The organism is Pseudomonas piscis (assembly GCF_009380155.1).
Classification (GTDB): domain Bacteria; phylum Pseudomonadota; class Gammaproteobacteria; order Pseudomonadales; family Pseudomonadaceae; genus Aquipseudomonas; species Aquipseudomonas piscis.
Map to the genome: position 1 here is coordinate 724,102 of NZ_WHUV01000002.1, position 24,194 is coordinate 748,295.

Below are 24,194 nucleotides of genomic sequence, written 5' to 3' on the forward strand. Positions count from 1 at the left end.
GCTGCCCCTTGCTCAATCGCCTACGCGTTCCAGGATGGAGACAACCGCAACACCTTCCTCGATGCCCAGGAATCCGCCGCCGTTCTCCTGCAGCGCCAGGCGTGCCCCGGCTACTTGCCGGGGACCGCACTGCCCGCGCAGTTGCTGGGTCAGCTCGAAAACCTGGGCCAGGCCGGTGGCACCGATCGGATGGCCACGGCTTTCCAGGCCGCCTGAGGGGTTGATCGGAATGCTTCCGCCAAGGGTGGTGGCACCGGACTCCGCCAGGATGCCGCCTTCACCGAATGCGCAAAAACCCAGTTGCTCGGCCACATAGAGTTCGCCAAAAGCCGTGGCGTCATGCACTTCGGCTACATCGATATCGTCTGGCCCGACCCCTGCCACCTCGTAGGCCCGGCGAGCCGCCCGGGCGCCACCGCTATTCTGGAAGTCTTCCCAGGCGCGCTCCTTGCCGGACACCAGTTCATAGGCACGTACCTTGACCCGCGACCTGCCCAGCCCCAGCCGCGCCGCGCCACGCTCGGTACAGAGGATGGCCGCCGCCGCACCATCGGCGAAGGGCGAGCACATCGGCACTGTCAGCGGATAGCTCAGGGGGCGCCCGGCCAGCACCTCCTCCACCGTGAAGGCCTTGCGGAACTGCGCTCTTGGGTTGTGTACCGAGTGGCCATGGTTCTTCGCGGCGATCACCGCCATCTGCCGCTGGGTCGAGCCGAAGCGCTTCATGTGCGCGCGGCACATGGTGGCGTACAGGTCCATGAACGCGGTCCGATGCCCTAGCTCCACTCCCACAGGTGGTGGAGCGCCCAGTTGATCCATGCGCTGCAGGGTGGCCTCTACCTCGTGCACGTCCATGCCCCCGCGAAAGGCCTCCATCATGCGCTGGTCGAGGGACTCCTGGCCGTAGGTCATCTTCTCGACGCCGATGGCCAAGGCGACATCGCCCGCGCCAGAGCGCAGGTACTGCAGGGCCAGCCAGACCGCCGTCGACGCCGAAGCGCAGGCGTTCTCCACATTGACGATGGGAATCGAGTCCAGCCCCGCCGCGCGCAGTGCGATCTGCCCGGCGATGTTGGTTTGCCCTTCCACCACGTCCTGGCAGCCATTGGAAAAGAACGCCGCTTCGATCTGCCGCAGATCGGCGCCGGCATCGGCCAGTACGTCCTGCAGCGCCTCGATCGTCATCTGCTTGATTGAGGCTGCCGGCCTCCTGGCGAAGGCGGTTTGGGCAACACCCGCGATGTAGATGGGTTCCATGTCAGACCTTTCTTGTTGTTTGCGTTCATGGGGTCCTGAGGCAGGCATGGATGGCATGCCAAGGACCTCATCCGGAGACTGCCTGTTTCGATTGATTGGCCATCTTGGTACCAAATTATCGAATACAGTTCCATTTAACGGCGCCAAAGGTACCATGTCAACATAATTGGTACCGATCCGAGCCAACGAACATCTCGACAAGCCAACCCTCGTCCGTCCTGGTCCGGCGTGGGCGCTGCTCGCTCCTATGCCCAAAGGCATGGGGGAATGTGCAAGTCTGTGCTCGACCGGTTCACCGCTATCCATGGACAGCGACGCGTTCCCACAACCCTGTTGTGTGCTAACAGCCACCTGGGGTTGTGGTACCGTCGCCACCTCGATGCACCTTCCGTCAATTAGGCGCCAACGCTGATGAAGAAAATTTTTGATGACGATGAGTTCCAGGCCGAACTCACCAGCCTGTTCCTCAGTGAGGGCATGAGCGCGCTCAGCGTGGGCGAAATCGCCGCGCGCATGCGCTGCTCGAGGCGGCGTCTCTACGAACTGGCCGGAACCAAGGAAGAACTGTTCTGCCGGATGATCCAGCGCTATTTCGACAGCGTTCTCAAAGAAGGCAACCAGGTCATCGACCAGGCGCAGGGCAACAGTGCCGAGGTCCTGACGGAGTATTTCCGAGTAGGAGCCAAGGCTGGCAGTACGCTCAGCACACCCTTCCTGCTGGATCTGGAGCGGCTGCCGGAAGCCAAGAGGATCTTCGATGAGTACCAGAACGCCCGCGCGGTGGTCGCCGAGCAACTTCTCGAGCAAGGCATACGCGAGGGGTTCTTCGTGCCCTGTCACGTACAACTGATCGTGGAGACTTTGCGAGCGGCGGCGCAACGGCTGCGCCAACCGGAATTCCTGACCAAGGCCGGCATGACCATGGACCAGGCATTCGATGAGTTCTATCGGGTCATGCTCGGTGGGCTCCTGGAGAAGCGCCCCGGGGAGCCGGCAAAAGACAAGGCGCCGCGGGCACGCAAGGCCAAGACGCCGCAATGACTTGAAATGGCGCCCCCCGGCAGGTTCGAACCTGGCCGGGGCGGCGCACCGAGCCGATCGGGGTGGACCGGCTCAGCCGCTCAAGAGCCGATTCTCAGGCATCGCCCGGGGCGACACGAATCACCAGCTTGCCCGAACTCTGGCCGGATTCCAGGGAGTGCTCTGCCGCGGCGACCTGCTCCAGCGGCCATTGCTCGATCTCATACAGGGTTTCGCTTTCCAGCCACTCCAGGGTGAAGGCTTCGGAGGCTTCCCACTCAGGCTGGCCGAACCAGGCAACGATCGAGTACGGCATGATGGTGATGCCGTCATAGCAAATGGGTTGGGTATCGATGGGCGGCATGCTGTCGCCGGCCTGGCGGCCAAAGATGACCCAGCGGCCACGCTTGCGAATGACCTGGGCATCGGTGGCGATCGTCGGCCCGGAAACGCCGTTGATCGAGACATCGACCCCGCCCCCCTGCTCACCGCCGACAAAGAAGCCGCTGGTCTTGGGACCACAGATGCGATTGATCTCATCCACGTAGTTCTGCGTCTTGCGATTGACGACGTGGTCGCAGCCGTTGGCACGCAGCAACTGCACCTTGTCCTGCGAACTGCAGATGCCGATCACCCGGACGTTGCTGAACTTGCGCTTGAGGATCTGCAATACCAGAAGACCGATGCCGCCGGCTGCGGCATGGAGCAGCACGGTCTCGCCTTCGCGGACCTTGGCCCACTGGTACACGATCATGTAGGCCACCCGCATGTTGAGGAAATAGGCCAGGGCCTTGTCCAGCGCGATCGATGGCGGGAGTGGCTTGAGGCCCTCGGCAGGGGCGACGACGTATTCGGCGAAACCGCCTTCGAGTACCGCCGCGGCAACCTTGTCGCCGATCTTCAGGCCGCTCACCCCGGCACCGACCTGGTCGATACGGCCAGCCGCTTCCAGCCCGGCGATGAACGGCGGCGGCGTGTCACGCTTGAGCGTGCCGGTGCGATGCATGACATCGCCCCAGCGCATGCCGGCGTACTCGACCTTGATGCGAACCTGCCCAGGTCCGGCTTGCGGAGCCGGGGCGTCGACCAGTTGGTAGTTGTCGACCGAGCCATATTCATTGAGTTGGATAGCGCGCATTACAGACTCCTCTCTAGTGGAATGCTGGAGCTACGGCAGCCGAAACCCGCCCTGCATGGAGGGCATTTGATTGACGGGCTTCGGTACCGAATATCCATAATCAAGTACCATTACAGCATGCAAATGGGACCAAATCAAAGAATTTGGTACCGTTAATCAGTGATCCTCTCAAGCGAGCCCGCTACGGGTCGGGCCCGGCGTCTTGTGGTTGTGGCTCAAGCCGGCCCGGACGGCACCGGGCGAAATGCCGGCACCAGCCAATAGGCCAGTGCCGGGATCAGGATCAGCGCTCCCAGCATGTTCCAGATGAACATGAAGGCCAGCAGCAGACCCATGTCGGCCTGGAACTTGATCGGGCTGAAGGTCCAGGTGACCACGCCGATAGCCAGGGTGAAGCCGGTCAGCACCACCACCCGGCCAGTGAAGTTCAGCGCCTGACGGTAGGCCTGGGCCAGGGATGCACCGCTGCGCACGCCCGCCAGGGTGACGCTGAGAATGTAGAGCGCATAGTCGACACCAATGCCTACGCCCAGGGCGATCACTGGTAGCGTCGACACCTTGACCCCCATGCCGAGCCAGACCATCAGCGCCTCGGCCAGCACGCTGGTGAGCATCAGTGGCAGCACGGCGATCACCACGGCGCGCCAACTGCGGAAGGCGATGAAGCACAGCGCGATGACCGCCGCGTAGACCATCAACAACATGGTGCGCCAGGCGCTCTTGACCACGATGTTGGTCGCTGCCTCGATACCGGCGCTGCCCGCCGCCAACTTGAACTGCAGCCCCGGGCTGTCGTTGTCCTTGGCGAAAGCTTCGACATGGGCGGTCACTCGCTCCAGGGTGGCGGCCTTGTGGTCGCCGAGGTAGGCATACAGCGTCAGCAGGCTGCAACTGTCATTGCTCAGCCCGCGCGGGACCTTGGCGGTGGTCGAGTTGAGGATGGCCTGGTTCGGCACCAGGTCGTACCACTTGGGGTTGCCCTCGTTCATTCCCACCAGCATGCGGCGGTTCATCGTCGCTAGAGATTGCACGCTCTCTACTCCAGGAATCTGCCGCAGCTGCCACTCCAGGGCATCCACCTTGTTCAGGATGGTGTAGTCCGCGCACTGGCCTTCGGGGGTAGTGACCAGCACCGCCAGCAGGTCACTGGCAGTGCCGTAGGCCTTGTTCATGAAGGCGGCGTCCTGGTTGTAGCGGCTCTCGGGCCGCAACTCCGGAGCCCCGGGGTCAAGATCACCGATCTGCAGGTGAGTGCTGGCAAGCCAGCCACCCAGCGCCATCACCCCGGCCACCACCAGCGCCGCCGTGGCCCAGCGGCGCTGGGTGAACAGCTCCACGCCGCGCCAGTAGTTGCGCCGGAGCTGGGCCTGGTCGTCACGCAAGCTGCGCGCCGCCGCCCGGGCGCTGACACCGGTATAGCTGAGCAACACCGGCAGCAGGATCAGGTTGGTGAAGATCAACAGCGCCACGCCGATGCTCGCCGCGATCGCCAGTTCGCGAATGACCTGGATATCGATGGCCAGCAACACGGCAAAGCCCACCGCATCGGCCAGGAGCGCGGTCAGCCCCGCCAGGAACAACCGGCGGAAGGTCATGCGCGCGGCCTCCAGGCGCGGCCTGCCACGGCCGATGTCCTGCATGATGCCGTTCATCTTCTGCGCCCCGTGGCTCATGCCGATGGCGAAGACCAGAAAAGGCACCAGGATCGAGTACGGGTCCAGCGAGTAGCCCAGCGCGTGCATCAACCCCAGTTGCCAGAGCACCGCAATGATCGATGCCAGGAGCACCAGCACCGTGGAGCGAATGCAACGGGTATAGCCATACACCATCAGGGCCGCCACCAGCGCAGCCACGGCGAAGAACACCAGCATGATCCTCACGCCATCGATCAGGTCCCCCACCACCTTGGCGAATCCGCTGATCCGCACCTCCACCCCCTGCTGTTGGTACTTGTCGCGTAGTCGCTCGAGCTCCTGGGACAACGCGGCGTAGTCCAGCGCCTGGCCATCCGGGGTGGTCGTAAGCAGCGGCACGTAGATCAGCGAAGAACGGCGATCCAGCGCCACGGTCTGGCCGATTTCGCCCGAGCGCTCTATGTTGGCTTGCAGTTGTTCGAGGCTCCTCGGGCTGCCATCGAAGCCCCTGGGGATCACCGGCCCGCCTTCCAGACCCTCTTCGGTGACCGCCAGCCAGCTGGTCGAGGGCGACCACAGGCTTTTCATGCGGATCCGGTCGACGCCAGGGATGAGGAACACCTCATCGCTCAGCGCCCGCAAGGTTTCCATGTAGTGCTTGTCATAGAGGCTGGCACCGGGATTGCCGACCGAGATGCGCACGGCGTTGCCCAGCCCGGTCAACTCGGCCTGGTACTGCAGGAAGGTCTGGATGTAGGGGTGCTGGCGCGGGATGGTCTTCTCGAAGCTGGCGTTGAGCTTGAGCTGCAGCGCCTGCCAGGCCAGTAGCACAGTGAGCAACATGCAGATCAACACCACCCAGGGGCGATGGGAGAACACCAGGCGCTCGATCCAGGAGCCCGAATGCGCTTGGAGCTCGCTGGCTTGGGTCTCTTGCGACAAGCTGGGACTCATGGCGGTCATTTTAGGCTCACCTTCTTCACAAGAAAGACACCACGTACGGAGGCCACGACGGACTCGCCATTATCCAGGGCCAGGATTCCATTCAAGGGCGGTAACTGCCCCGGCAGGCGCAGCAGGTGATCGTGCTCCAGGCGCATGAGGCTCCCTCCCTGGTTGGCCAGCAGCACCTGGCCCTGGGCATCGACCGCTGACGCAACGATCGAATCCGAACCCAGGGCCGGAACCCGGCTCCAGTGCTCTCCGGCATCGCTGCTCTTCCACAGGTTGCCACGCAGGCCGGCCACCAGTAGCTCGCCTGATGCGCTGATCTGGGCGGTGAAGAAGCTGCCCTCATAGGGTACGGCGCAGCGGCGGAAGGTCCGCCCCCGGTCGTTGGAGTACAGCAGCGTGCCGCTCTCGCCGGCGACCAGCACTTCGTTGCCACGTGCGCGGATGGCATACAGGTGCCGGTCGGAGCCTCCGGGAAAGCGTGAGGAAATGCCCTGCCAATGCTGCCCGCCGTCAAGGGTTTCGAAGGCCAGGCCATAGGCGCCCACCACGATGCCGTGTTGTGCATCGAAGAACCACAGATCCAGCAGCGGCTTGTCCGCACCATCGGCGACCATGCGCTCGGCCTCCTCCACGGCCGGCCCCGCGCCACTGCCGGCCGCCGCCAACAGCTGCTGCGCGGCCTGGTTGCCGTCCAGTTGCCTGGCCCAGGTGCTGCCGCCATCGGTGGTGGCCAGCACCACTGCGCCATGGCCGGTGGCCCAGCCATGGCGCGAATCGACGAAGCGCACCGACGTCAACCCGACACTCACCGGCGAGTCCACTTGCTGCCAGCTATGGGCCTGGTCATCGCTGATGACGATGACCCCGCGCTCGCCCACCGCCACCAGCCGGCTTGCGGCGCTGGCGATGCTCTGCAGGCTGGCGCTCGGTATTTCTCGCAGTGTTTGCGCCGGCCGCTCCAGGGCTGGCAGTACAGGCGCCGCCTGGGCGATGGATAGATAAAGACCGGCAATGAATAAGCCAAGACGCAAAAGCATAGGTGCCACCGAAGAAGGCTTGGAATCGGGGGCGGCCACCGCACGCGGCCGCCTTGCAGGTTGCTCAGCGCACGCCACTGCGGGTCAGCGCATCGGGTCCGAACTCGGACGCGGGATAACTGGGCTTGAGGGCGTACTGGTTCGATTTGCCGGCCATCAAGTCCGACATGTAGCCCACTCCCGCCAGCAAGTCGGTGAACTGCCAGGTCAGGTTGACCACCGCCGGGATCTCCGGGGCGACGATGTTGCTCATCCAGAAGGTGCGCCACAGCTGACCCCTGCTGTCCCAGCGGTCGGCCAACTGGCAGCCCCAGGTGTCTTCATCGCAGTAGTAGCGGCTCTTGACCGCTGCATGGCGTTCGCCATCGCGCAGCGTGGCCTCGACCACCCACATGCGGTGCAACTCCCAGCGCACGTAGTCCGGGTTGGCATAGACCTTGTCGCCGAGGATCTCTTCGTTGGATTTGGCCCCCATGAAGGCATTGCCGTTGTAGGGAACGTAGATCTCCTTCTTGCCCAGCAGCTTCCAGTTGAAGCGCGTCAGGGTGCCTTCCCAGATCTGCAGTTCATCGGTGGTGGTCAGGCCCGCGGCCGACGACGATGGCGTGTCGCAGCAGGGGTTGGGCAGCTTGCGCACCCGGCGCTGGCCCGGCAGGTAGGTCCAGGCCTGGTCGTTGGCCGAATCCAGCGCATAGAACGAAGAGATGCCCTCCCCGGCGCGGCTGGGCGGCCCCACCAGGAAACCCGCCATCTGCCGGTACACCGCCTTGCCGTCATTGAACTGCTCGGGCTTGGCATCCTTCAGGTACGAGGGGAACTGGAAGTTGATCCGAGTCTCGGAAACCAGCACCTTCTTGCTGGGCAACTGCTGGTATCCGGCGCCCTGGATCACGAACGAGGCTCCGCGCCAGCGCAGCAGGTGGTTCCACATCACCTGCGCCCCGTTCTTGGGAATGGGGAACGGAATGCCCCCGGCAAAACCCCTTGGTACATCCCCATCCAGCGTGGCGTGGACCGCGTTCCAGGCAGTATTGGCGTACACCGCCTGTGGCGCGCTGGCGGTCCGGTGGGTCGGATAGACATTGATGCGATAGTCCGCAAACTTCTTGAACATCGCTACCTGGCCGTCGTTCAGCTTGTCGGCGTACTCACCGACGTTGCTGGCGGTGATGGTGAACAGCGGTTTTTCGTCCTTGAACGGATCGCCACGGCTGCCATTGGCCGCATTGGGCAGCGCGCTGGTGTAGCCGCCGTTCCAGGCTGGGATGCTGCCGTCCTGGTTGCCCGCGCGCTCGGCCCCGAAGGGGGTCAGCTCGGTACCCAGTTTCGCTGCCTCCTCGGCCGTGACGGCCGCATTGGTACTACTGATAAAAACCGCGAAGCAGGCAGCTACGCCACAAGACATCTGAAAGAGTTTCATCGTTACCTCGAATGACAGCGTTACCAGGTGCGGCGCACCGAGAAGGAGATGTAGTCGCGATCGGCAAGCGACTGGCCGAAGCTCGCCGCCGTGACGCCAGAAGGCAGGGTGATCGTGGCCGGCATGGCCTTGCCGAAGTAGTTGGTGTAGGCCAGCTTGAGCTTCCACACCGTGTCGTAGGTGCCGGCCACCCCCAGGGTGAAGGTGCCGCCGTTTTCGGGCGGGAAACCGGCAGCGAGCGAAGAACGCGAGCCCTTGGGGGCGTACTGGACGCCGATCGGCACATCGATATCGAGCCCTGGCAGCACCTGGCGATACGTAGGCTGGAACACCAGGGACAGGGCTGAAGCATCCCGGGTGGTGTTGGCATCCAGGGCCCCGCACTGCTTGGTACAGGACAGCATGCGGTTCCAGGCGATCTCGCCGGTCAGCGAGGCTTCGTTCCACCAGGCTGTGGGTGGCAGGTTGGAGATCGCCGAGAGGTTCAGGTGTCCCGTCCTGCCCACTGCATAGGCCGGTTTATCGCTGTTGTTGCTACCGGCGAAGTCCACCGCGCGGGTCGAGTACAGCGGTTGGTTGTGGTGCACGCCGGCTTCCAGCGCCAGGTTGGTATCGCCGAAGGAGTGGCTGGCACTGAAGGCCAGGGCGGTGGTGTCCTCCGGGTAGACCAGGGTATAGGACGCCGGGATGCCTCCGGCTCCCAGGGTGGTCGTACTCACGGGGCTCTTGCTGTGGAAACGCAGCGCATAGAAACCGAAGTCGGTTTCGTTCCAGTTCCACTTCAATTGCACGCCGCCCTGCCCCGAATCGGAGGCCCTGACATCCTTGTTGCGATTGACCTTGAGCATCTGCCCCGAAGGCAAGGGCACGAGAATGCTCTCGCCGCCGATAGGCGCGGTATCCCCGACGGCGAAATAGCTGCCCGCCGCAGGCAGGCGGTTCTCGACGAACTCGAACTGGTAGTAGGCGCCGATCGATACATCCGGCGTCAGCTGGATCTGCCCCGACACCTGGGGAACGGGCAATACGTATTCCTTGGCTTGCGCCGTCGAGTCGGTGGCCAGGCGGCTCAGATCGTAAGGGCTCTGCGCTCCGGCAATGGCGTTGCTGGAGAAGAACAGGCTTTCGCCCCAGACCAGCGCATGCTGGCCCAGGCGCACGACGCTCGGCATATCGCCCAGGTCGAACTTCTGATAGACGAATGCATCGAGGAATTCGGCGTTGCGGCCCATCCACAATTGCGTATCGGAAGAAAACCTGTTGTGCGGCGTATGGTTGGGAAAGGCCCCTGCGGAAAAACCCGGGTTGTCGTTCTTGCGGTTGTAGACATCGTCGTACCAGGCCGCACCAGAGACCCTGGCACCAAAGCCGCTCGAATGGCTGACGTCGACCTCGCTCACCCAATCGACGCGGTTCGAGACAATGCCCGGGTCGAAGTTGCGGTTGCCATCATCCTGGTTCGGATTGGCCACCAGTGCCGAACGATGGGATCTCAACCGCGAGATCACGCCGTAGCGCAGGGTGTTGTCCCAGCGTATCTGCCAGTCGGGATTGCCCAGGTCGATTTCCGCGGCGTTGCATGCTGGAGAATAAGCTGTCGCCGTGGCCAGTGCGCTTGCTGCGATGGCGAGTGCACTGCAGGTAGAAAAGCATGCTGCTGTTATTTTTATTTTCACTCTGCTGGCTCCTGTCGTTTATCGCGAACCCCCGCCCCAGGCCATCCGAGCAGGGGCACCAACTCCCAGCACCTGCCCGTGTTCGAGCCAAGCGCTGGGACTGCCCCTCATGACCTGTGGCCCGGGTACTGCCCTGGCCACTGATGCAACGGAGATCGGTACCGACTGATATTGTTGTGGTACCAATAGAGCATGAGGCATGGAACCAAGTCAACATATTTGGTACCAAAAGCCATGAGATCGTACCTTGCATGGCCGCCCTGTCCCGAGGTGCCGGCCGCGCCCCCCGGCTGGCCAATCAACACTCCGCGAGGCTTCCTGGCAGGTGGTGGCGCAGGGGGCACGGCTCTGGCGACAGGAGGTGCGCACGACGCAAGCCGTGGGTGCTAGCGATGAATCCGTTGCCAGCCGATCAGCACCGCGCAGGCACAGGCGAGCGCCACCAGGATCTGAAAGTGATTGATGCTCGCCAGCAGCGTGGCCTGGCTGGACAGCTCCCGGGCCTGTTCGGCGAATGCCATCCTGGCTGCCGTGCCCGCCTCGGCGAAGTGGCTGAAGTGACTGCCCATGACCTGGCTGCTCTGCTCGTAGCCCGGCCGTCCCGGCATCAGGTTGGCATTGAGGGCGGCGTACTGCTCAGTGGTTCGCCACTGGCTGAACACCGTGGCGATCGTGGTTCCCGAGGCCATTGCCAACTGGCCGAAAATGCTCTTGATCTGCTGGGCGTGGGACAGCAGCTTGTCGTCCCTGGAAGCTTCCCTGAAGGTCTGGGTCGCGGCGGTTCCCAAGACCAGCATCACGAAACAGCCATTGAGCACCAGGGCCGGCAGCACGTATTGCAGCGGGTCGACCGCAGGGCTCAGGTTCGACAGCAACCAGCCGAAGCCGCCCAGGCAGGCGAACCCCGCCAGGTAGAACTTCCTGGGAGAAGGCGCACGCAACAGGATCCTGGCCATGATCAACCAAGTCACCAACTCGCCCGCCAAGCCGCAGGACTGTAGCCTGGCGATGCTTTCCCAGGTCATTCCCAGGCCGGTCTGCAGCAGCGTCGGCAGTACATAGTTGTTGGCGTTCATCACCACGTAGCTCAGCGAGAACAGGCTCAGGCCCAGCAGGTAGCGCGGCGTGAGCAACTGCCGCAGTTCGAGCAGGGGCGCCTGCCTGTGCTGCAGGTGGAAGAAGTAGCCGAACAGCGACACTGCCACCAGCAGCCAAAGGACGAGCATCGGTGAATGGTCGTAGAAGTCGTAGCACAGCCGCTGGATGATGTAGAGCAACGAGAACGAGCCCATTGCCAGCAGCCCCAGGTCCAGCAGGCTGGCCTGGTTGTGCCGCTCCCGAGGCTCGGCAGTCGATGGCAGCACCCCGGCCGCGAGGAAAGCGGCGACCGTGGTACAGCAGATCAGTGCCCAGAACATCAGGTGCCAGTGATCCAGCGACACCGCCAGCGATGAGGCCACCGGAGCGCAAGCCGTCCCGGCCGCCAGGGCGCAGCAGAACACGGTGATGCCGGTGAAGCGTCCAGGCCCGGCCGGAATCAGGGTGACCAGCATTCGCGCACTGATCATGAAGGCCGCGCTGCCCAGAGCCATCAGCGCGCGTCCCAGGCTGAAGCTTGCAAGGTCGTGGCTTTGTGCGCAGATCAGGCACCCCAGCGCATGCAGTGCGATGGTCGCCAATACATACCAGCGCCAGCCGCTGCGTTCGAGCAGCCAGCGATGAATCGCGATGCCCAGGATGGCAATCCAGGCATGCAGGGCCGTGACAAGGCTGTATTCCTCGGGAGAGGCGCCGATTTCCCCGCGAATCGGCGCGGCAGCAAAGGCGAACATGCCGTTTTGCAGGAACTCTGCGAAGCACAGCAGGAAGATCAGCAGCAACAACCTGTGTTGGCCACTCTTCATTGCCGGGCCATCGCTGGTTGCCCTGCGTTGGCTTGCACGATCTCCTCGACCAGCTGGTCGGCGTCCTGAAGTTCTTGATCGAAGATCGTGGTACGGCTGGCCGAGAGCGCCGCGACATCCTCGCGCAGCACCAAGCCGCTGCGATCGTGGGTCTGGATCGCGACTTTCATCGACAAGCCCACACGCAGCGGATGCTCATTCAAGGCGCTGGGTTCAAGCTCGATGCGCACCGGCACGCGCTGGGTGACCTTGATCCAGTTGCCCGTTGCGTTCTGTGCCGGCAGCAATGCAAAGGCATTGCCGGTACCGGCATCGACCCCGACCACCCTGCCCCTGTAGGTCACCTGCGAGCCGTAGACATCCGAAGTCAGCAGCACTTGCTGGCCGATCCGGATGTTCTTGAGTTGCGACTCCTTGAAGTTGGCGTCCACCCACACCTGGTCGAGCGGGACTACGGACATCAGCGATACCCCAGGGCTGATGCGTTGCCCCACCTGCACGTTGCGGCTGGTGACGTAGCCCGATACCGGCGAGCCGATGCGGGTGCGGTGCAGGGCGACGAAGGCATCGCGCACCTCGCTCGCCGCGGTCATCACCAGCGGATGGGACCGCAGTCGCGTGCCCTCCACCAGCGCCTGGCTTTGCGCCAGGGCTTGTTGCGCAGCCGACAGGCCGGCCCTGGCAGTCTCCAGGGCCTGGCGTGCATGGCTCAGTTCCTCCCTGGAGATCGCTCCCGCATCGGCCAGTTGCGAGCGCCTTTGGAAATCGGCCGAGGCCTTCTGGTAATCGCTGGCCCGCGAGCTGGTTTGCGACTCCAGCTCCTTCACGTGCAGGTACTGCGCCCTGGCGTTGCGCACGGCGGTCGCCAGGGCGGCCTTGGCGCGCTCCAGGCCCAGGGCCTGGTCCACGTCGCTCAGGGCGATCAACCGCTGCCCCGGCTCGACCTTGTCGGTGTCGTCGACTTCGATCGCGGTGACGGTACCACTGACCTGGGACGTGACCTGGACCAGATTGCCGCGGACGTAGGCATCTTCGGTCACCTCGGTATCCAGTCCGGCCTGGTAGACGGCGGCCGCGATGCCGATGACTGCCAAGGTGGCGACCGCCCATTGCGCGCGCCGGGCATTCTTGCGGGGATCGGGATGTTGTTCGTTCATGGGGCTCATTGATCGTTCCGGATAAAACACGCGCGCGCACGAAAACCGCTCGCTTGCAGCGATCTGTGCACAGGCAATTCAGGAGCCACGACCCGTGGCTCAAGGGTGGGGAGCGGTGGCCAGGATCAGGCGACCGGCACCGCGGAGGAAGGAAGGGTCAGCCTGCTGTCGCAGGAGAAAAACGTTTCATGCATTCACCTCTGTAGACGTGCCAGGCACCGCTACGATGAATTTTCCGCCAGGCACTGCCTGCCACCATGACCGAGCCGCTCATTGATCGTGTCGAATCGATCAAGTCTGTAGCGCACCATCCAGGCGCCGCTGCCTGCGACACAACAGGCAGGTCGGACAAACACATGGGCAACCGCCAGACGCCGGTGTTTTACAAGGCGTGTTTTGCCATAAAATCACTGCTTGTGACCCACGACCGAGGTCGCCACCGTACAGCCGCTCGACCTCGACCTGGCTGGCGGGGACATTCGCTTCGCATCGAGTACTTGCCAATGAAACGCTCAATCACCAGCCGAGCGAACCTGGGTTCCAGCGCCCGGATCATTCATAGCCAAAAACCCTTCACCCATCGCATCCATGTCGAGCAATCGAGCCTGGTGGCGGTGTGGAAAGGCCAGAGCTGCTTGCGCTGGGCCGGGCATGAGTTGCTGGTGCGCCCGGGAGAAATCGTCGCGCTGGCCTCGGAGCAGACGTTCGATGTGATCCACATCCCCTGCCCTCGCTCGGGTTTCTTCGAGGCCCAGGTGCTGGTGTGTGCTGATCCGGTGGTCAAGGCGTTCCTGGAACGGCGGCCCAGGGGGCGGCGGATCAATGATGCGCAGTTGATCCAAGGCGGCAGCGAGGGGCTGCTGGCGTCCTTTCGCCACGCTTATGCCGGCTTCGATGAACAACTGCAATTGCCCCAGGCCATCGTCACCAGCCGCCTGACGGAGATGCTGACCTGGCTCGACCATCACGGAGGCTACTTCGCTACCAGCTCCAACAACCAGATCACCCTGCGGGTGCGGCAACTGATTGGCAGCGATCCTGGAGCGATCTGGACGGCGACCATGGTCGCGCGACACCTGGCCATGAGCGAGGCGACGCTACGCCGCAGGCTGGCAGCGGAAGGCAGCCACTTCCAGCAACTGCTGTTGGATGTGCGCATGGCCAGGGCCCTGACCTTGTTGCAGCTGACCGATCTGCCGATCGCCAATATCGCCTGCGAAGTAGGCTACAGCTGCAGCTCACGTTTCTCCTCGCGCTTTCGCCAGCGGTTCGGCGGCAGCCCTTCGGACATACGCTCGGCCGCAGCCTTCGAGCCAGCGGCTTGAAGGCACGGCGCCAGGGAGCGCGCCGTGCCTGCGCCTCATGGCGCCGGGTACACGGTGCCCTGGTTGACGCCAAAACCGATACGCACGAAGTCTTCCCGCTGGCACCAGCCCTTGAACAGCACGGTGTCGCCATCCTCGAGGAACCCCCGGCGCTCGCCGTGGCCGATGTCCACCGGTTGCGTTGCGCAAACCGTCAGTTCGATCAACGCGCCAGCTTCGCCTGCGGTGGGGCCCGAGATCGTGCCGCTACCCAACAGGTCGCCACTCTGCAGGTTGCAGCCACCCACGGTGTGCTGAGCGATCATCTGGCCCAGGGTCCAGTACTGATGGCGGAAACTGGTGCGGGTCAGGGTTCGCGGCTGCTGGCCGGCGGCGCGCTGGCTGGCGCTTTGAATCGACACCTCCAGCTGGATATCGAATGCCCCCGCCTCGGCGTTCTGTGCTGCGCTCAGGTAAGCCAGCGGTTGCGGCCGCTCCGGTGCCCTGCTCCAGCTCGTGCGGTACGGCAGCAAGGCCTCGAGGGTGACGATCCAGGGGGATATCGTGGTGGCGAAGTTCTTGGCGAGAAACGGCCCCAGCGGGTTCATCTCCCAGGTCTGGATGTCCCGTGCGGACCAGTCGTTGAGCAGGCACAGGCCGAAGATGTGCTGTTGGGCATCCTCCAGCGCAATGCGGCTGCCACGGGCATTGCCGCGGCCGATCACCGCGCCGATCTCCAGTTCGTAGTCCAGGCGCTGGCAAGGTCCGAAGACCGGAGCGGCAGCGGCATCCGGGCGGCTCTGGCCCATGGGCCGGTAGACCTTCTGCCCGCTGACCTCGATGGATGAAGCACGGCCGTGATAGGCAATCGGCAGCCAGTCGAAGTTGGGGTACACCTCAAGGCCGAACTGGCGGCAGCAGTTCACCGCATGATCGAGGGAGGCATAGAAGTCGGTGTAGTCCCCGACCTGGACCGGCATCCGGTATGCGACCTCCTCCTGGCTGATCAGGACCTGGCGCACGGTGGGCTCGTCCTGGCTGCCGGCTTCCAGCAGAGCAAAGAGCCCATGGCGCAGGGTTTGCCAGGCCTCGGGCCCCAGCTCCAGCAGCGGATTGAGCGATGCCCCCGCCGCGGCCTGCACGGCTGCGGCCAGTTCACCGCTGACGCACCGGGTACGAGACAAGGCTGCCAGGTCGACGATCTGGTCACCGATGCCCACGCCGCCACGCCAGGCTTCGTCGCCATCGCGACGGCGAAACACGCACAGCGGCAGGTTCTGCAAGGGAAAGTCGGTGGCGCGGTCATTGGCTTCGGCCAACCAACTCAGGCGCGTCGCATCATGGGTGTGGTTCAAATGCATGGGGTTCTCCTGGGGTGCGTTGGCGCTCATGCCCCGGCCTTGAGCGCGTCGTCGAAGATGGCCACGGCGCGGGTCCAGCCGGCCGACGCGCTACGGATCTTGCAGGGGAAGCAGGAAATGAAGAAGCCCGTGGAGGGCAAGGCTTCGAGGTTGTGCAGCTTCTCCAGGTGGCAATAGCCGATGTTGCGACCAGACTTGTGCCCTTCCCAGATCAGCGCTGGGTCTTGGGTCTGGGCGTACTTCTTGGCGGTATGCACGAAGGGCGCATCCCAGCTCCAGCCATCGGTGCCGGTCAGGCGCACGCCGCGCTCGAGCAGGTACATGGTGGCCTCCAAACCCATGCCGCAGCCCGCCGATACGTACCCCGGCTGGCCGTACTGCTTGCCCGCAGCGGTGTTGACCACCACGATCTCCAGCGGGCTGAGCTGGTGGCCGATCCGCGCCAGTTCCGCCTCGACATCTTGCGCGGTGACTACGTAGCCATCGGGAAACCGGGTGAAGTCCAGTTTCACTCCCGGCTGGAAGCACCACTCCAGCGGCACCTCGTCGATGGTGATGGCCCGCTCACGCTCGCCGAATGACTCGTTCATCGTGCTGTGGAAGTGATACGGCGCGTCCAGGTGCGTGCCGTTGTGGGTGTTGAGTTGCACATGCTCGATGGCCCAGCCTTCGCTGTCGGGCAGGTCCGAGACCTGCAGGCCGGGAAAGAACGAGGTGACCTGCTCCGCTGTCGTCCGGTGATCCAGATACTGGATTTTCGGCCCATACCCGGGCGGGTCGGATATCACATCGTTCTCAAGGAAGATTGAAAGATCTACAAATCGACGTCCCATTTCTATGACTCCTCATTCAGGAAGTTGCATGCCAATCAAACCCTGTCAGCCACCGGCAATGGCTCAGGATCGCCGACCCCCTGCACTTGGGCGGGTAGCCAGCAGACTGCTACGGCGGCGAGCAGGAACAGCACGCCGCAAAAACCGAGGCTCAGGCCGAGCCCCACGCTGCTCGCCAGCGATCCCAGGAGGATCGGCGAGAACGCCGACAGGCCGCGTCCGGTGTTGAAGCAGAAACCGGCGCCGGACGCCCGCAGATGGGTGGGGTACAACTGGGCGAAATACGAGCCGAACAGCCCGACAAACGACAGAAAGAAGGCGTAAACCGGGCCCAGCAACAGCAACAGGGTGCTGTCTGCCACCCAGATGTAGACCGGGAGCATGAGCCCCGACCCCACCAGGGAGACGATGACCATGCGCCGCTTGCCCAGGCGGTCGGCGAGCCAGCCGAACAGGTTGTAGCCGATGAACGCGCCAACGTTCATCACCGCGATCAGGTTCGCCATGGTGGTGGATGAAAGCCCGTGATGCTTGACCAGGAAGGTCGGGATCCAGGTCATCGTCCCCCAATAGGCCGTCAGCGCCAGGGCCGAGGCTGCGCTGCCCAGGAGCGTCCGGCGGGCCAGGCCCGGGCCGAACAGCTGTGCGATGGCCAGCGCCGGCCGGGCGTCCGCCCGTTCCGGTTGGCGGTGGCGCCTGGCAAGCCAGGCGGCGGACTCCGGAACCCGCAATGCGACATACAGCACCGGCACCAGCACCAGCGCACCGCTGAGGAAAAACAGCGTGCGCCAGCCATAGACTTGCAGCAGGCCGGCAGCCAGCAGCGCGGCCAGGCCGGAACCTGCGGAAAACGCACTGAGCACGAAGGCGGTCGCCCGGCCCCGCTGCCGGGCCGGCCAGGTCTCATGTACGTGGGCCGCGACGATTCCCCAGACCCCACCCAGCCCAAGTCCGGCGAAAAAGCGCAGGACCAGGATCTGCTTCCAGTCACTCGCCGCGGCAATGGCCATGGTCAGCCCACCGAATGCCACCAGCGATGCCAACAGGGCTTTCTTGCGGCCCAGGGTATCGGCCAGGGTGCCCATCACCAGGCTGCTGACGCCGACCCCGAGCAAGGTGGCGGTCACCATCAGCCCGGCCTGGCTGGCACTGATATGCAGGCTTTCCTGGATGGTCGGCAAGGCGATGATCAGCACCAGGATGTCCAGGGCATCGAAGGTGTAGCTGAGGAAGGAACCGATGAGGACACGCCATTTCAAGCTGTCGGGTTGGGTCGTCATGCTGACTCCTGGAGGTACCACCATGCTCGAGCGGAGCGGTGGTTTTGTTGTTTTGCGCAAAACTATACACACGTACAGTTAGCCAGTCTAGCCAAGTCGATGCGGTGGCGTGGGCCGGGTCGGGCAGGCACAATCAGCGCCTGCCCAGCAAGCCTTGAGGATGTCGATGACCCAGGTACCCCAGAAGCAAGAGATGGCCGTGGTAAGCAAGCGTGAGTCGATTCTCGATGCCGCCGAGCGCCTGTTCGCCGAGGGTGGCTATGACGGTGTTTCGATGCGCGATATCGCGGCGGCGGCCAACGTGGGCTTGCCCCTGGTGGTGTACCACTTCAAGACCAAGCTCAACCTGTATCGCGAGCTTTTCGAGCGGCGCAAGTCCGTGCTCGAAGCCCGGCAAGCCTTGTTGCGCCAGCCTCTGGCGGACGCAGAAGATCCGTTGGAGCACATCGTCCGGGCCTTCGTGACCCCCGTGATGAGCATCCAGCATGACGAGGCGGGAGTTGCCTATGCCAAGTTGGTGGCGCGCGAGTCTTCCGACCCCAAGGAGGCAGGCCGGGGCATCGTCGAGGCGCTGTTCGACCCGTTCGCCGCCGAGTTCATCGCCGCTATCCGCCAGGCCCTGCCCGACATCACGGCGGCCGCGGCGCATTGGGCCTATCACTTCGCTGTCGGCGCCCTGGTCATGAGCGTGTTCGACGAGCGCATCGAGCGGATCTCCGCTGGCGAGGTCAAGGCCATGGATATCGAGGTGAAGACCAACTACCTGATCTCCTTCATCACGGCCGGGATCCGTGCCACGACCGCGTAACCCTGTCGCTGAAGCGGGCATCTGCGGGCGTGCCCATGCCCGCGAAAAGCGCTGCGCCAGCAGTAGCGGGCACTAGATCTCGAGGTTCATGACCTCGGGGAAGGTGAACTTGAACCAGGGCGTGTAGTCGTCCGGATGTGCCTGGATATCCTGGCGAATGTCCTCGAGGGAGCGATACGTAAAGGCGTCCGCTTCGTCGGGATTCAAGACGGGCTCAACATCGCAACGGGCAAAGTACAGGTGCCCGTATTCGTGCTCGATCAAGCCTCCCGGCAGATGGAGAAAGTAACCGAGCTCGAAGCGCTTGGTCACCGGGCAGGTCAAGCCCATCTCCTCTTCCAGGCGTCTTTGCGCCGCATGATCGGTGCTCTCGCCTGGCAGCGGGTGCCCGCAACAGGTGTTGCTCCATAGACCGCCGCAATGATATTTGCGCGCTGCGCGCCTTTGCAGCAGCAGTTCATTGCGGCTGTTGAACACATAGACCGATACCGCCCGGTGGCGCGCCCCGACCTTGTGGGCGGCCAGCTTCTCCATGAAGCCCACCTCCCTGTCGTTGTCATCCACCAGGATTACCTCGATGTGCGGCATGTAGCCTTCCTCGCGTTGTGGGGTGGGTTTTCAGCGATGGGCTCAAGGCGCCATCGCAACTGCGATCCAGCTTAGTCCAGGCCCGCACCCGAGCTTTTGTCATTAAATCGGCCACAGGCCGGGCATACCCTTCGCCCGGTCTTAACATCGATAAGGAATCGATCATGAATCTTTCACGCCTGTTGCTGGCAGGAGTCATCGGCCTGGCACTCGCCCCCCTGGCCCAGGCCTCATCCACGGCCGATATCGAAGAAAAAGCCCAGCTGCGAAAACTCTTCTGCGAGTCCAGGGGCGGCTCTGACATTACCGCCCTGGGTGAACTGAAGAAGTCCGACGACGTCGGTGCCGTGGTGGTGTGCAAGCTTCCTCCATCGAGGACGACGGTGGTTGAAAACCAGGCCGCCGCAACGTTCTCGCCACTGCCGCTGACTCCTGTTACCGCCACCCTCGCGCCGCCTTCCGGGGTCTACAAGCTTGCTCCGGGGGCCAACAGCATCAACACCTCCTGCTCGGCCAACCTGGCCATCGCCAAATGGGCTGGCTTCCCCAGCACCAGCAACGGTAACGCCAGCTTGAATTGCCGAGGCTACAACACCAGCGCCGGGGGCAGCACGCTGGGCTGCAAGATCGAATGGACCGGGCCGACCCAGGTCGCCATTGGCGTCACGCCCTATGGCGGGCAAGTGGCAGTGAACTTCAGCTGCCAGGCCATACATCTTGGCTCCATGGGCACCGTCATGGACTTCAGCTACAGCGACCCGGTCTATTCGCGCATTCGGTATGGCTCGGTCCAGGCCACCGGCAGCCTGACCATCACCCAGTAACGCCCTCTGCTTGACCCATTACTGTCCCCGTCGGCGCCCATGGGCCGGCGGGGGCCGCCATTTCCCTCGCCCGGGTATCAGGCCGTGGACTTGAGCGCCAGGACCTTCCAGCTCGCCTTGCGCTTGCGGGCGACCAGGGCATCCAGGGCCTCGCCGGTGGGCCTGCCCTTGGTAGTGAACGTCACCGGGACCAGCAACAACAGGGCCACCCGGTCATCGTCGGCAATCTCCTCGGCCGCGGATGCCGGGTCCCAGGGTTTGTCCACCACCAGCATCGCATCCACCGAATCGGGCCAGGCCAGGTCCCCATAGCCAGGATCATCACGCAGCACCAGCATCCCCTCGCCCAAGGCCTGGTGTTCCAGGCTCTGGCGCGCCAGGCGAGCCAGTAGCTGCACCGGGAAGCACCAGGCTGGCTGTTGCGCCAGTCCATGCTGGGGAAGCGCCCAGTCCTCGGGCAGGCAGACGAACAGCTCGGTCATGGGAGTGGTGCGGTACAGGCCAATGGTGAACAACAGCTTGTAGCGCCCCTTGGTCAGCAGGCTGATATGCAGCGAAAACCGAGGGTCTGCGCTGGGTGGACTGAACAGCGCCGGCAGCACCCAGCCGGCGCTGTTGTGGACGAAGGTCGCGATCGCCTGCCCTGGCCCCTCGACGTCCGGGGTATCGATATCCAGGATGCTCTGTGCGCCATTGGCTTGCAGCAGCTCTGCAACCGCCGGGTGGCCCCAGGTGCGCGCGGCATCCAGGGCGCTGTTGTTGAAGCGCCGATGCAATTGGTTGACCGCGGCGCCCCGCGCCAGAAGCAGTGCGACCACCTGGTCATGGCCCGCCAGCGCGGCCGAGTAAAGTGGCGGGCAGATGCTCAATGACAGGCCATTGGCACTGGCGCCGGCGTCGAGCAACACGGTGCAGGTCGGCAGGCTCCCTTCGCTGGCCGCCAGCCCCAGCGCCGTTTCCTGGCCACTGACCCGCACCGGCTGATCCACCTCCAGGCCCAGCTCGAGCAGTAGTTGGCAAACCTCGGCCTGGCCTTCGCTGGCGGCCATATGCAGCAGGCCGATATCCCCGGCGGAGCCATAGCGGGGCAGCTCCAGCAACTGCGGATACTGTTGGGCAAAGGCCCGCAATCGCTCCACCCTGCCCTCCAGGACATCCTCGTAGAGGCGATCCAGCTGGGTCTCGTGTTCTTCGTAAAGTCGTTGCCACTCGGTCATCAGGTGCAGGTCCATGTTCTGTCGATACGCTCCGGGGGCGCATTGAGTCGTTAACCGCCGCGCTCGTCAACCACTTCGGTAACGGCGCACCTGTGCTCCAGGCGCCGACCCAGCCGGAACATCGCCAGGGCTTGCGGCAACAATGGCCATGGCCAATGACACGGCTACCTCCAGTTGCAAGCCAAGCAGCATCAGCACCATCGAAATGAAAGCGTGCTCCGACGCCCCTAGTGATAGTCAGGTGCCATTGACGCGAGGGTCTCGCCGGTGGTCAGATGCGCGCCAGTTTCAGGTGTCCCATGCCGCCGCGCATGGGGTTAAACGGGAAGCCGGTGCGTCATTGCGATGATCAGTCCGGCGCTGCCCCCGCAACGGTAAGCGAGCGAAGCAATCGACAGACCACTGTGCCAAGGCATGGGAAGGTGATTGCTTCATGTCCCTCGCAAGCCCGGAGACCGGCCTGCAACGTCGTTTGACAACCCCGCGGTGGGCGGGCGCAGTCCGGTTTGCGTGGGCTCGCGTGCCTGCGCTTGCCTATGCGTTGTTCCCTCCGGGATTCATTCATTCCTGATAAGCAGTAGGAATCGCATGTCCCGCACTTCTGTGTTGCTACCCCGGTCTTACCCCTGGCTGTATTTCACCCTGTTGCCTTGCATGAGCCTCACGCCCCTGGCGCTGGCTGGGCAACAGCCCTCCCTGGTTTTGCCGCAAGCGCAGGTGACGGCACAGGCCACCGATAGTCCAATCTCCTTGAGTACTCCCCTGCCGGCCGGTTCACGCCTGAACCTGACGGCCTTGGAAACTCCGGCCAGCACCAGCAGCCTCGACAGTGAGGCCATAGCCCGCAACAACCTGACGATCCAGGACGCGGTCACCCGTTCAGTGGGCATCACCAGCGTCGCCACGCCTGGCAACGGTAATACGGCGCTGTCGGCGCGGGGGTTCACCGGCCATAGTTCGGTCATGACGCTGTTCGACGGCTCACGCTTGTATACCGGTGCCGGCAGCCAGACGTTCCCGGTGGATCCGTGGCTAGTGGAGCGCATCGATATCATCCGCGGCCCAGCCTCGGTGCTCTACGGCGAAGGCGCCACTGGAGCGGTGATCAATGTGATCCCCAAGAAGCCCTTCGAAGGTGAGATCCATAACCGCCTGCGCCTGGGCTATGGCTCCAATGACCGGCAACAAATGGGCCTGGATAGCGGTGGCTCGCTCACCGACACCCTCAGCTATCGCCTGACGCTGAACCAGCAGCACAGCAATGGCTGGGTCGACCACGGCCAATCACGCAACCAGGCATTGAGCGCAGCGTTGCGCTGGCAAGCCAATGAAGACCTGAGTTTCACCCTGGCCCACGAACGTGGAGAGAGCGAGCCGGCCAGCTACTTTGGCACGCCGCTGATCGCCGGCCGCTACCGCGACAGCCTGCGGGACAAGAACTACAACCTGCGTAACGCGGTACAGCGTTACAACGATGAATGGACGCGCCTGAACACCGAGTGGGTGCTCAACGACAACCTCAGCGCCAGCAACCAGCTCTACTACATCAAGAGCCGTCGCCACTGGCGCAATGCCGAGGCCTACAACTGGGTCGGCTCCAGGGAGCAGCTATTGCGAGGCGACAACCTGGAGATCAAGCACGACCAGGAACAGATCGGCGATCGCCAGAGCTTCACCTTCGATCATTCGCTGTTCGGGTTGGACAGCAAGACCGTGGTCGGCCTGGAGTACAACCGGATCCGTTTCGGCGTGGCCAACAACTCGCCCTACAAGGATATCGGCGGTGACTACATCGATCCGTGGAACCCGGCTCCGGGTTATTTCCACAGCAAGTCGGCCTTCTCGCCCCAGACCGCCAGCACCACCCGTACCTTTGCACTGTTTGCGGAAAACCGCCTGCAACTGTCGGAGCGCTGGTCGTTGGTGACCGGTATCCGCCGCGACCAGAACCATATCGATCGCACCGACCTGCGCGCCGATACCCGGACCGATCGCAGCCTTGCGGGTGGTAACTGGCGCGCTGGCCTGGTGTTCGCGGTCACTGATCAGCTCTCACTGTATGGCCAGTACTCCACCAGTGAAGACGGCATCAACAACCTGATCAGTCTCAATCCGACCCAAATGCAGATGGACCTGACCGAAGCCAAGCAGACCGAGTTCGGCCTCAAGCAGCAGTTCTGGGATGGTCGTGGCGAATGGACGCTGGCGGCCTACCAAATCGTCAAGAAAAAGCTGCTGGCGACCGACCCGCTGACCCGCCTGGCACAACAGATTGGCCAACAATCGTCCGACGGCCTGGAAGCCTCGCTGGAACTGGCTCTGGATCACGGCTGGCAAATCTCGGCCAACGCTTCAGCGGTTCGTGCCCAGTACGATGACTTCGACGAGGTGGTCTCCGGGAAGCTGGTCTCCCGTGCAGGCAACCGTCCGAGCAATGTGCCGCGGCGCACTGCCAACCTGTGGCTGAACAAGACCTTGGCCCAAGACCTGGAAGCAGGCATGGGCCTGCGCTATGTCGACGCCAGGTATGCCAACACTGCCAACACCGTCGATGTACCGGGCTATACCGTGCTGGATGCCAACCTGGGCTGGCAGGCGCTGCCGGACGTACGCCTCAACCTGCAACTGAACAACCTGCTGGACCGCCGATATGCCGTGGCCCAGCAAAACAGCGGCCAGCAATGGTTGATGGGCGAGCCCCGATCGCTGTTCGTGAGCGCAGACTACAGCTTCTGAGGCTATGGCTACCGTAAACCCAGGGTTTGCGGTAGCACCCTTCACG

18 protein-coding genes and 1 riboswitch are annotated in these 24,194 nt (G+C 63.6%); of the genes, 5 read left to right on the top strand and 13 right to left on the bottom strand.

What is annotated here, in order from left to right; all coding sequences use genetic code 11:
• Positions 1 to 12: 12 nt before the first annotated feature.
• On the bottom strand, positions 13 to 1,257 hold the full coding sequence (locus tag GDH07_RS13350; RefSeq protein WP_152897840.1) for a thiolase C-terminal domain-containing protein: 1,245 nt from the start codon (positions 1,255 to 1,257) through the stop codon (positions 13 to 15).
• Between the two features lie 411 nt (positions 1,258 to 1,668).
• Between GDH07_RS13350 and GDH07_RS13355 the strand changes: the two genes are divergently transcribed.
• Positions 1,669 to 2,298, top strand: coding sequence for a TetR/AcrR family transcriptional regulator (locus tag GDH07_RS13355; protein WP_152897841.1), 630 nt, complete (start codon positions 1,669 to 1,671; stop codon positions 2,296 to 2,298).
• A gap of 94 nt (positions 2,299 to 2,392) precedes the next feature.
• On the opposite strand, the gene GDH07_RS13360 is transcribed toward GDH07_RS13355, so the two are convergent.
• The 7 genes from GDH07_RS13360 to GDH07_RS13390 all read right to left on the bottom strand — a co-directional run bounded on the left by GDH07_RS13360 (position 2,393) and on the right by GDH07_RS13390 (position 13,197).
• Positions 2,393 to 3,415: a quinone oxidoreductase family protein gene (locus GDH07_RS13360; RefSeq protein ID WP_053129903.1), complete on the bottom strand. Its 1,023-nt coding sequence runs from the start codon at positions 3,413 to 3,415 to the stop codon at positions 2,393 to 2,395.
• A gap of 215 nt (positions 3,416 to 3,630) precedes the next feature.
• Positions 3,631 to 6,012 (bottom strand): efflux RND transporter permease subunit, encoded by a 2,382-nt coding sequence (locus tag GDH07_RS13365; protein ID WP_083456847.1) that lies wholly within the window; start codon positions 6,010 to 6,012, stop codon positions 3,631 to 3,633.
• Positions 6,009 to 7,040, bottom strand: a complete 1,032-nt coding sequence (locus GDH07_RS13370; protein WP_152897842.1) for a WD40/YVTN/BNR-like repeat-containing protein — start codon at positions 7,038 to 7,040, stop codon at positions 6,009 to 6,011. The genes GDH07_RS13365 and GDH07_RS13370 overlap by 4 nt, the downstream gene beginning before the upstream one ends.
• A gap of 64 nt (positions 7,041 to 7,104) precedes the next feature.
• On the bottom strand, positions 7,105 to 8,460 hold the full coding sequence (locus GDH07_RS13375; RefSeq protein ID WP_246195953.1) for a DUF1329 domain-containing protein: 1,356 nt from the start codon (positions 8,458 to 8,460) through the stop codon (positions 7,105 to 7,107).
• 20 nt (positions 8,461 to 8,480) lie between these two features.
• Positions 8,481 to 10,136, bottom strand: coding sequence for a DUF1302 domain-containing protein (locus GDH07_RS13380; protein WP_218584735.1), 1,656 nt, complete (start codon positions 10,134 to 10,136; stop codon positions 8,481 to 8,483).
• A gap of 386 nt (positions 10,137 to 10,522) precedes the next feature.
• Positions 10,523 to 12,040 carry an MFS transporter gene (locus tag GDH07_RS13385; RefSeq protein WP_053129894.1) on the bottom strand — a complete coding sequence of 506 codons (1,518 nt, stop codon included), beginning with the start codon at positions 12,038 to 12,040 and terminating at the stop codon, positions 10,523 to 10,525.
• Positions 12,037 to 13,197: an HlyD/EmrA/EmrK family protein gene (locus GDH07_RS13390; protein ID WP_178124056.1), complete on the bottom strand. Its 1,161-nt coding sequence runs from the start codon at positions 13,195 to 13,197 to the stop codon at positions 12,037 to 12,039. The genes GDH07_RS13385 and GDH07_RS13390 overlap by 4 nt, the downstream gene beginning before the upstream one ends.
• 503 nt (positions 13,198 to 13,700) lie before the next feature.
• Between GDH07_RS13390 and GDH07_RS13395 the strand changes: the two genes are divergently transcribed.
• Positions 13,701 to 14,522 carry a helix-turn-helix transcriptional regulator gene (locus GDH07_RS13395; protein WP_178124057.1) on the top strand — a complete coding sequence of 274 codons (822 nt, stop codon included), beginning with the start codon at positions 13,701 to 13,703 and terminating at the stop codon, positions 14,520 to 14,522.
• A gap of 35 nt (positions 14,523 to 14,557) precedes the next feature.
• Here GDH07_RS13395 and fahA read toward each other — a convergent pair whose 3' ends face one another.
• From fahA to GDH07_RS13410, 3 genes are read right to left on the bottom strand one after another with little or no spacing between them, the layout of a single operon-like run.
• Positions 14,558 to 15,862, bottom strand: coding sequence for a fumarylacetoacetase (gene fahA / locus GDH07_RS13400; RefSeq protein ID WP_152897845.1), 1,305 nt, complete (start codon positions 15,860 to 15,862; stop codon positions 14,558 to 14,560).
• 26 nt (positions 15,863 to 15,888) lie between these two features.
• The gene (locus GDH07_RS13405) at positions 15,889 to 16,695 is read right to left on the bottom strand and encodes a cyclase family protein (protein ID WP_053129882.1); all 807 of its coding nucleotides are present in this window, start codon (positions 16,693 to 16,695) and stop codon (positions 15,889 to 15,891) included.
• Positions 16,696 to 16,730: 35 nt separating this feature from the next.
• Positions 16,731 to 17,975, bottom strand: coding sequence for an MFS transporter (locus tag GDH07_RS13410; RefSeq protein ID WP_152897846.1), 1,245 nt, complete (start codon positions 17,973 to 17,975; stop codon positions 16,731 to 16,733).
• 166 nt (positions 17,976 to 18,141) lie between these two features.
• Between GDH07_RS13410 and GDH07_RS13415 the strand changes: the two genes are divergently transcribed.
• Positions 18,142 to 18,783 carry a TetR/AcrR family transcriptional regulator gene (locus GDH07_RS13415; RefSeq protein WP_152897847.1) on the top strand — a complete coding sequence of 214 codons (642 nt, stop codon included), beginning with the start codon at positions 18,142 to 18,144 and terminating at the stop codon, positions 18,781 to 18,783.
• Positions 18,784 to 18,855: 72 nt separating this feature from the next.
• On the opposite strand, the gene idi is transcribed toward GDH07_RS13415, so the two are convergent.
• Complete coding sequence (gene idi / locus GDH07_RS13420; protein WP_152897848.1) at positions 18,856 to 19,371, bottom strand: isopentenyl-diphosphate Delta-isomerase; 516 nt, start codon at positions 19,369 to 19,371, stop codon at positions 18,856 to 18,858.
• A 164-nt stretch (positions 19,372 to 19,535) separates the two neighbouring features.
• Here idi and GDH07_RS13425 point away from each other — a divergent pair, with 164 nt between their 5' ends.
• Positions 19,536 to 20,195 (top strand): hypothetical protein, encoded by a 660-nt coding sequence (locus GDH07_RS13425; protein WP_022644452.1) that lies wholly within the window; start codon positions 19,536 to 19,538, stop codon positions 20,193 to 20,195.
• 77 nt (positions 20,196 to 20,272) lie between these two features.
• On the opposite strand, the gene GDH07_RS13430 is transcribed toward GDH07_RS13425, so the two are convergent.
• The gene (locus GDH07_RS13430; protein ID WP_152897849.1) at positions 20,273 to 21,427 is read right to left on the bottom strand and encodes an ankyrin repeat domain-containing protein; all 1,155 of its coding nucleotides are present in this window, start codon (positions 21,425 to 21,427) and stop codon (positions 20,273 to 20,275) included.
• 258 nt (positions 21,428 to 21,685) lie between these two features.
• A riboswitch (cobalamin riboswitch) is annotated at positions 21,686 to 21,889 on the top strand.
• 111 nt (positions 21,890 to 22,000) lie between these two features.
• Between GDH07_RS13430 and GDH07_RS13435 the strand changes: the two genes are divergently transcribed.
• A complete protein-coding gene (locus tag GDH07_RS13435; RefSeq protein ID WP_152897850.1) occupies positions 22,001 to 24,148 on the top strand; it encodes a TonB-dependent receptor in 2,148 nt (715 codons plus the stop codon).
• Positions 24,149 to 24,194: the final 46 nt, after the last annotated feature.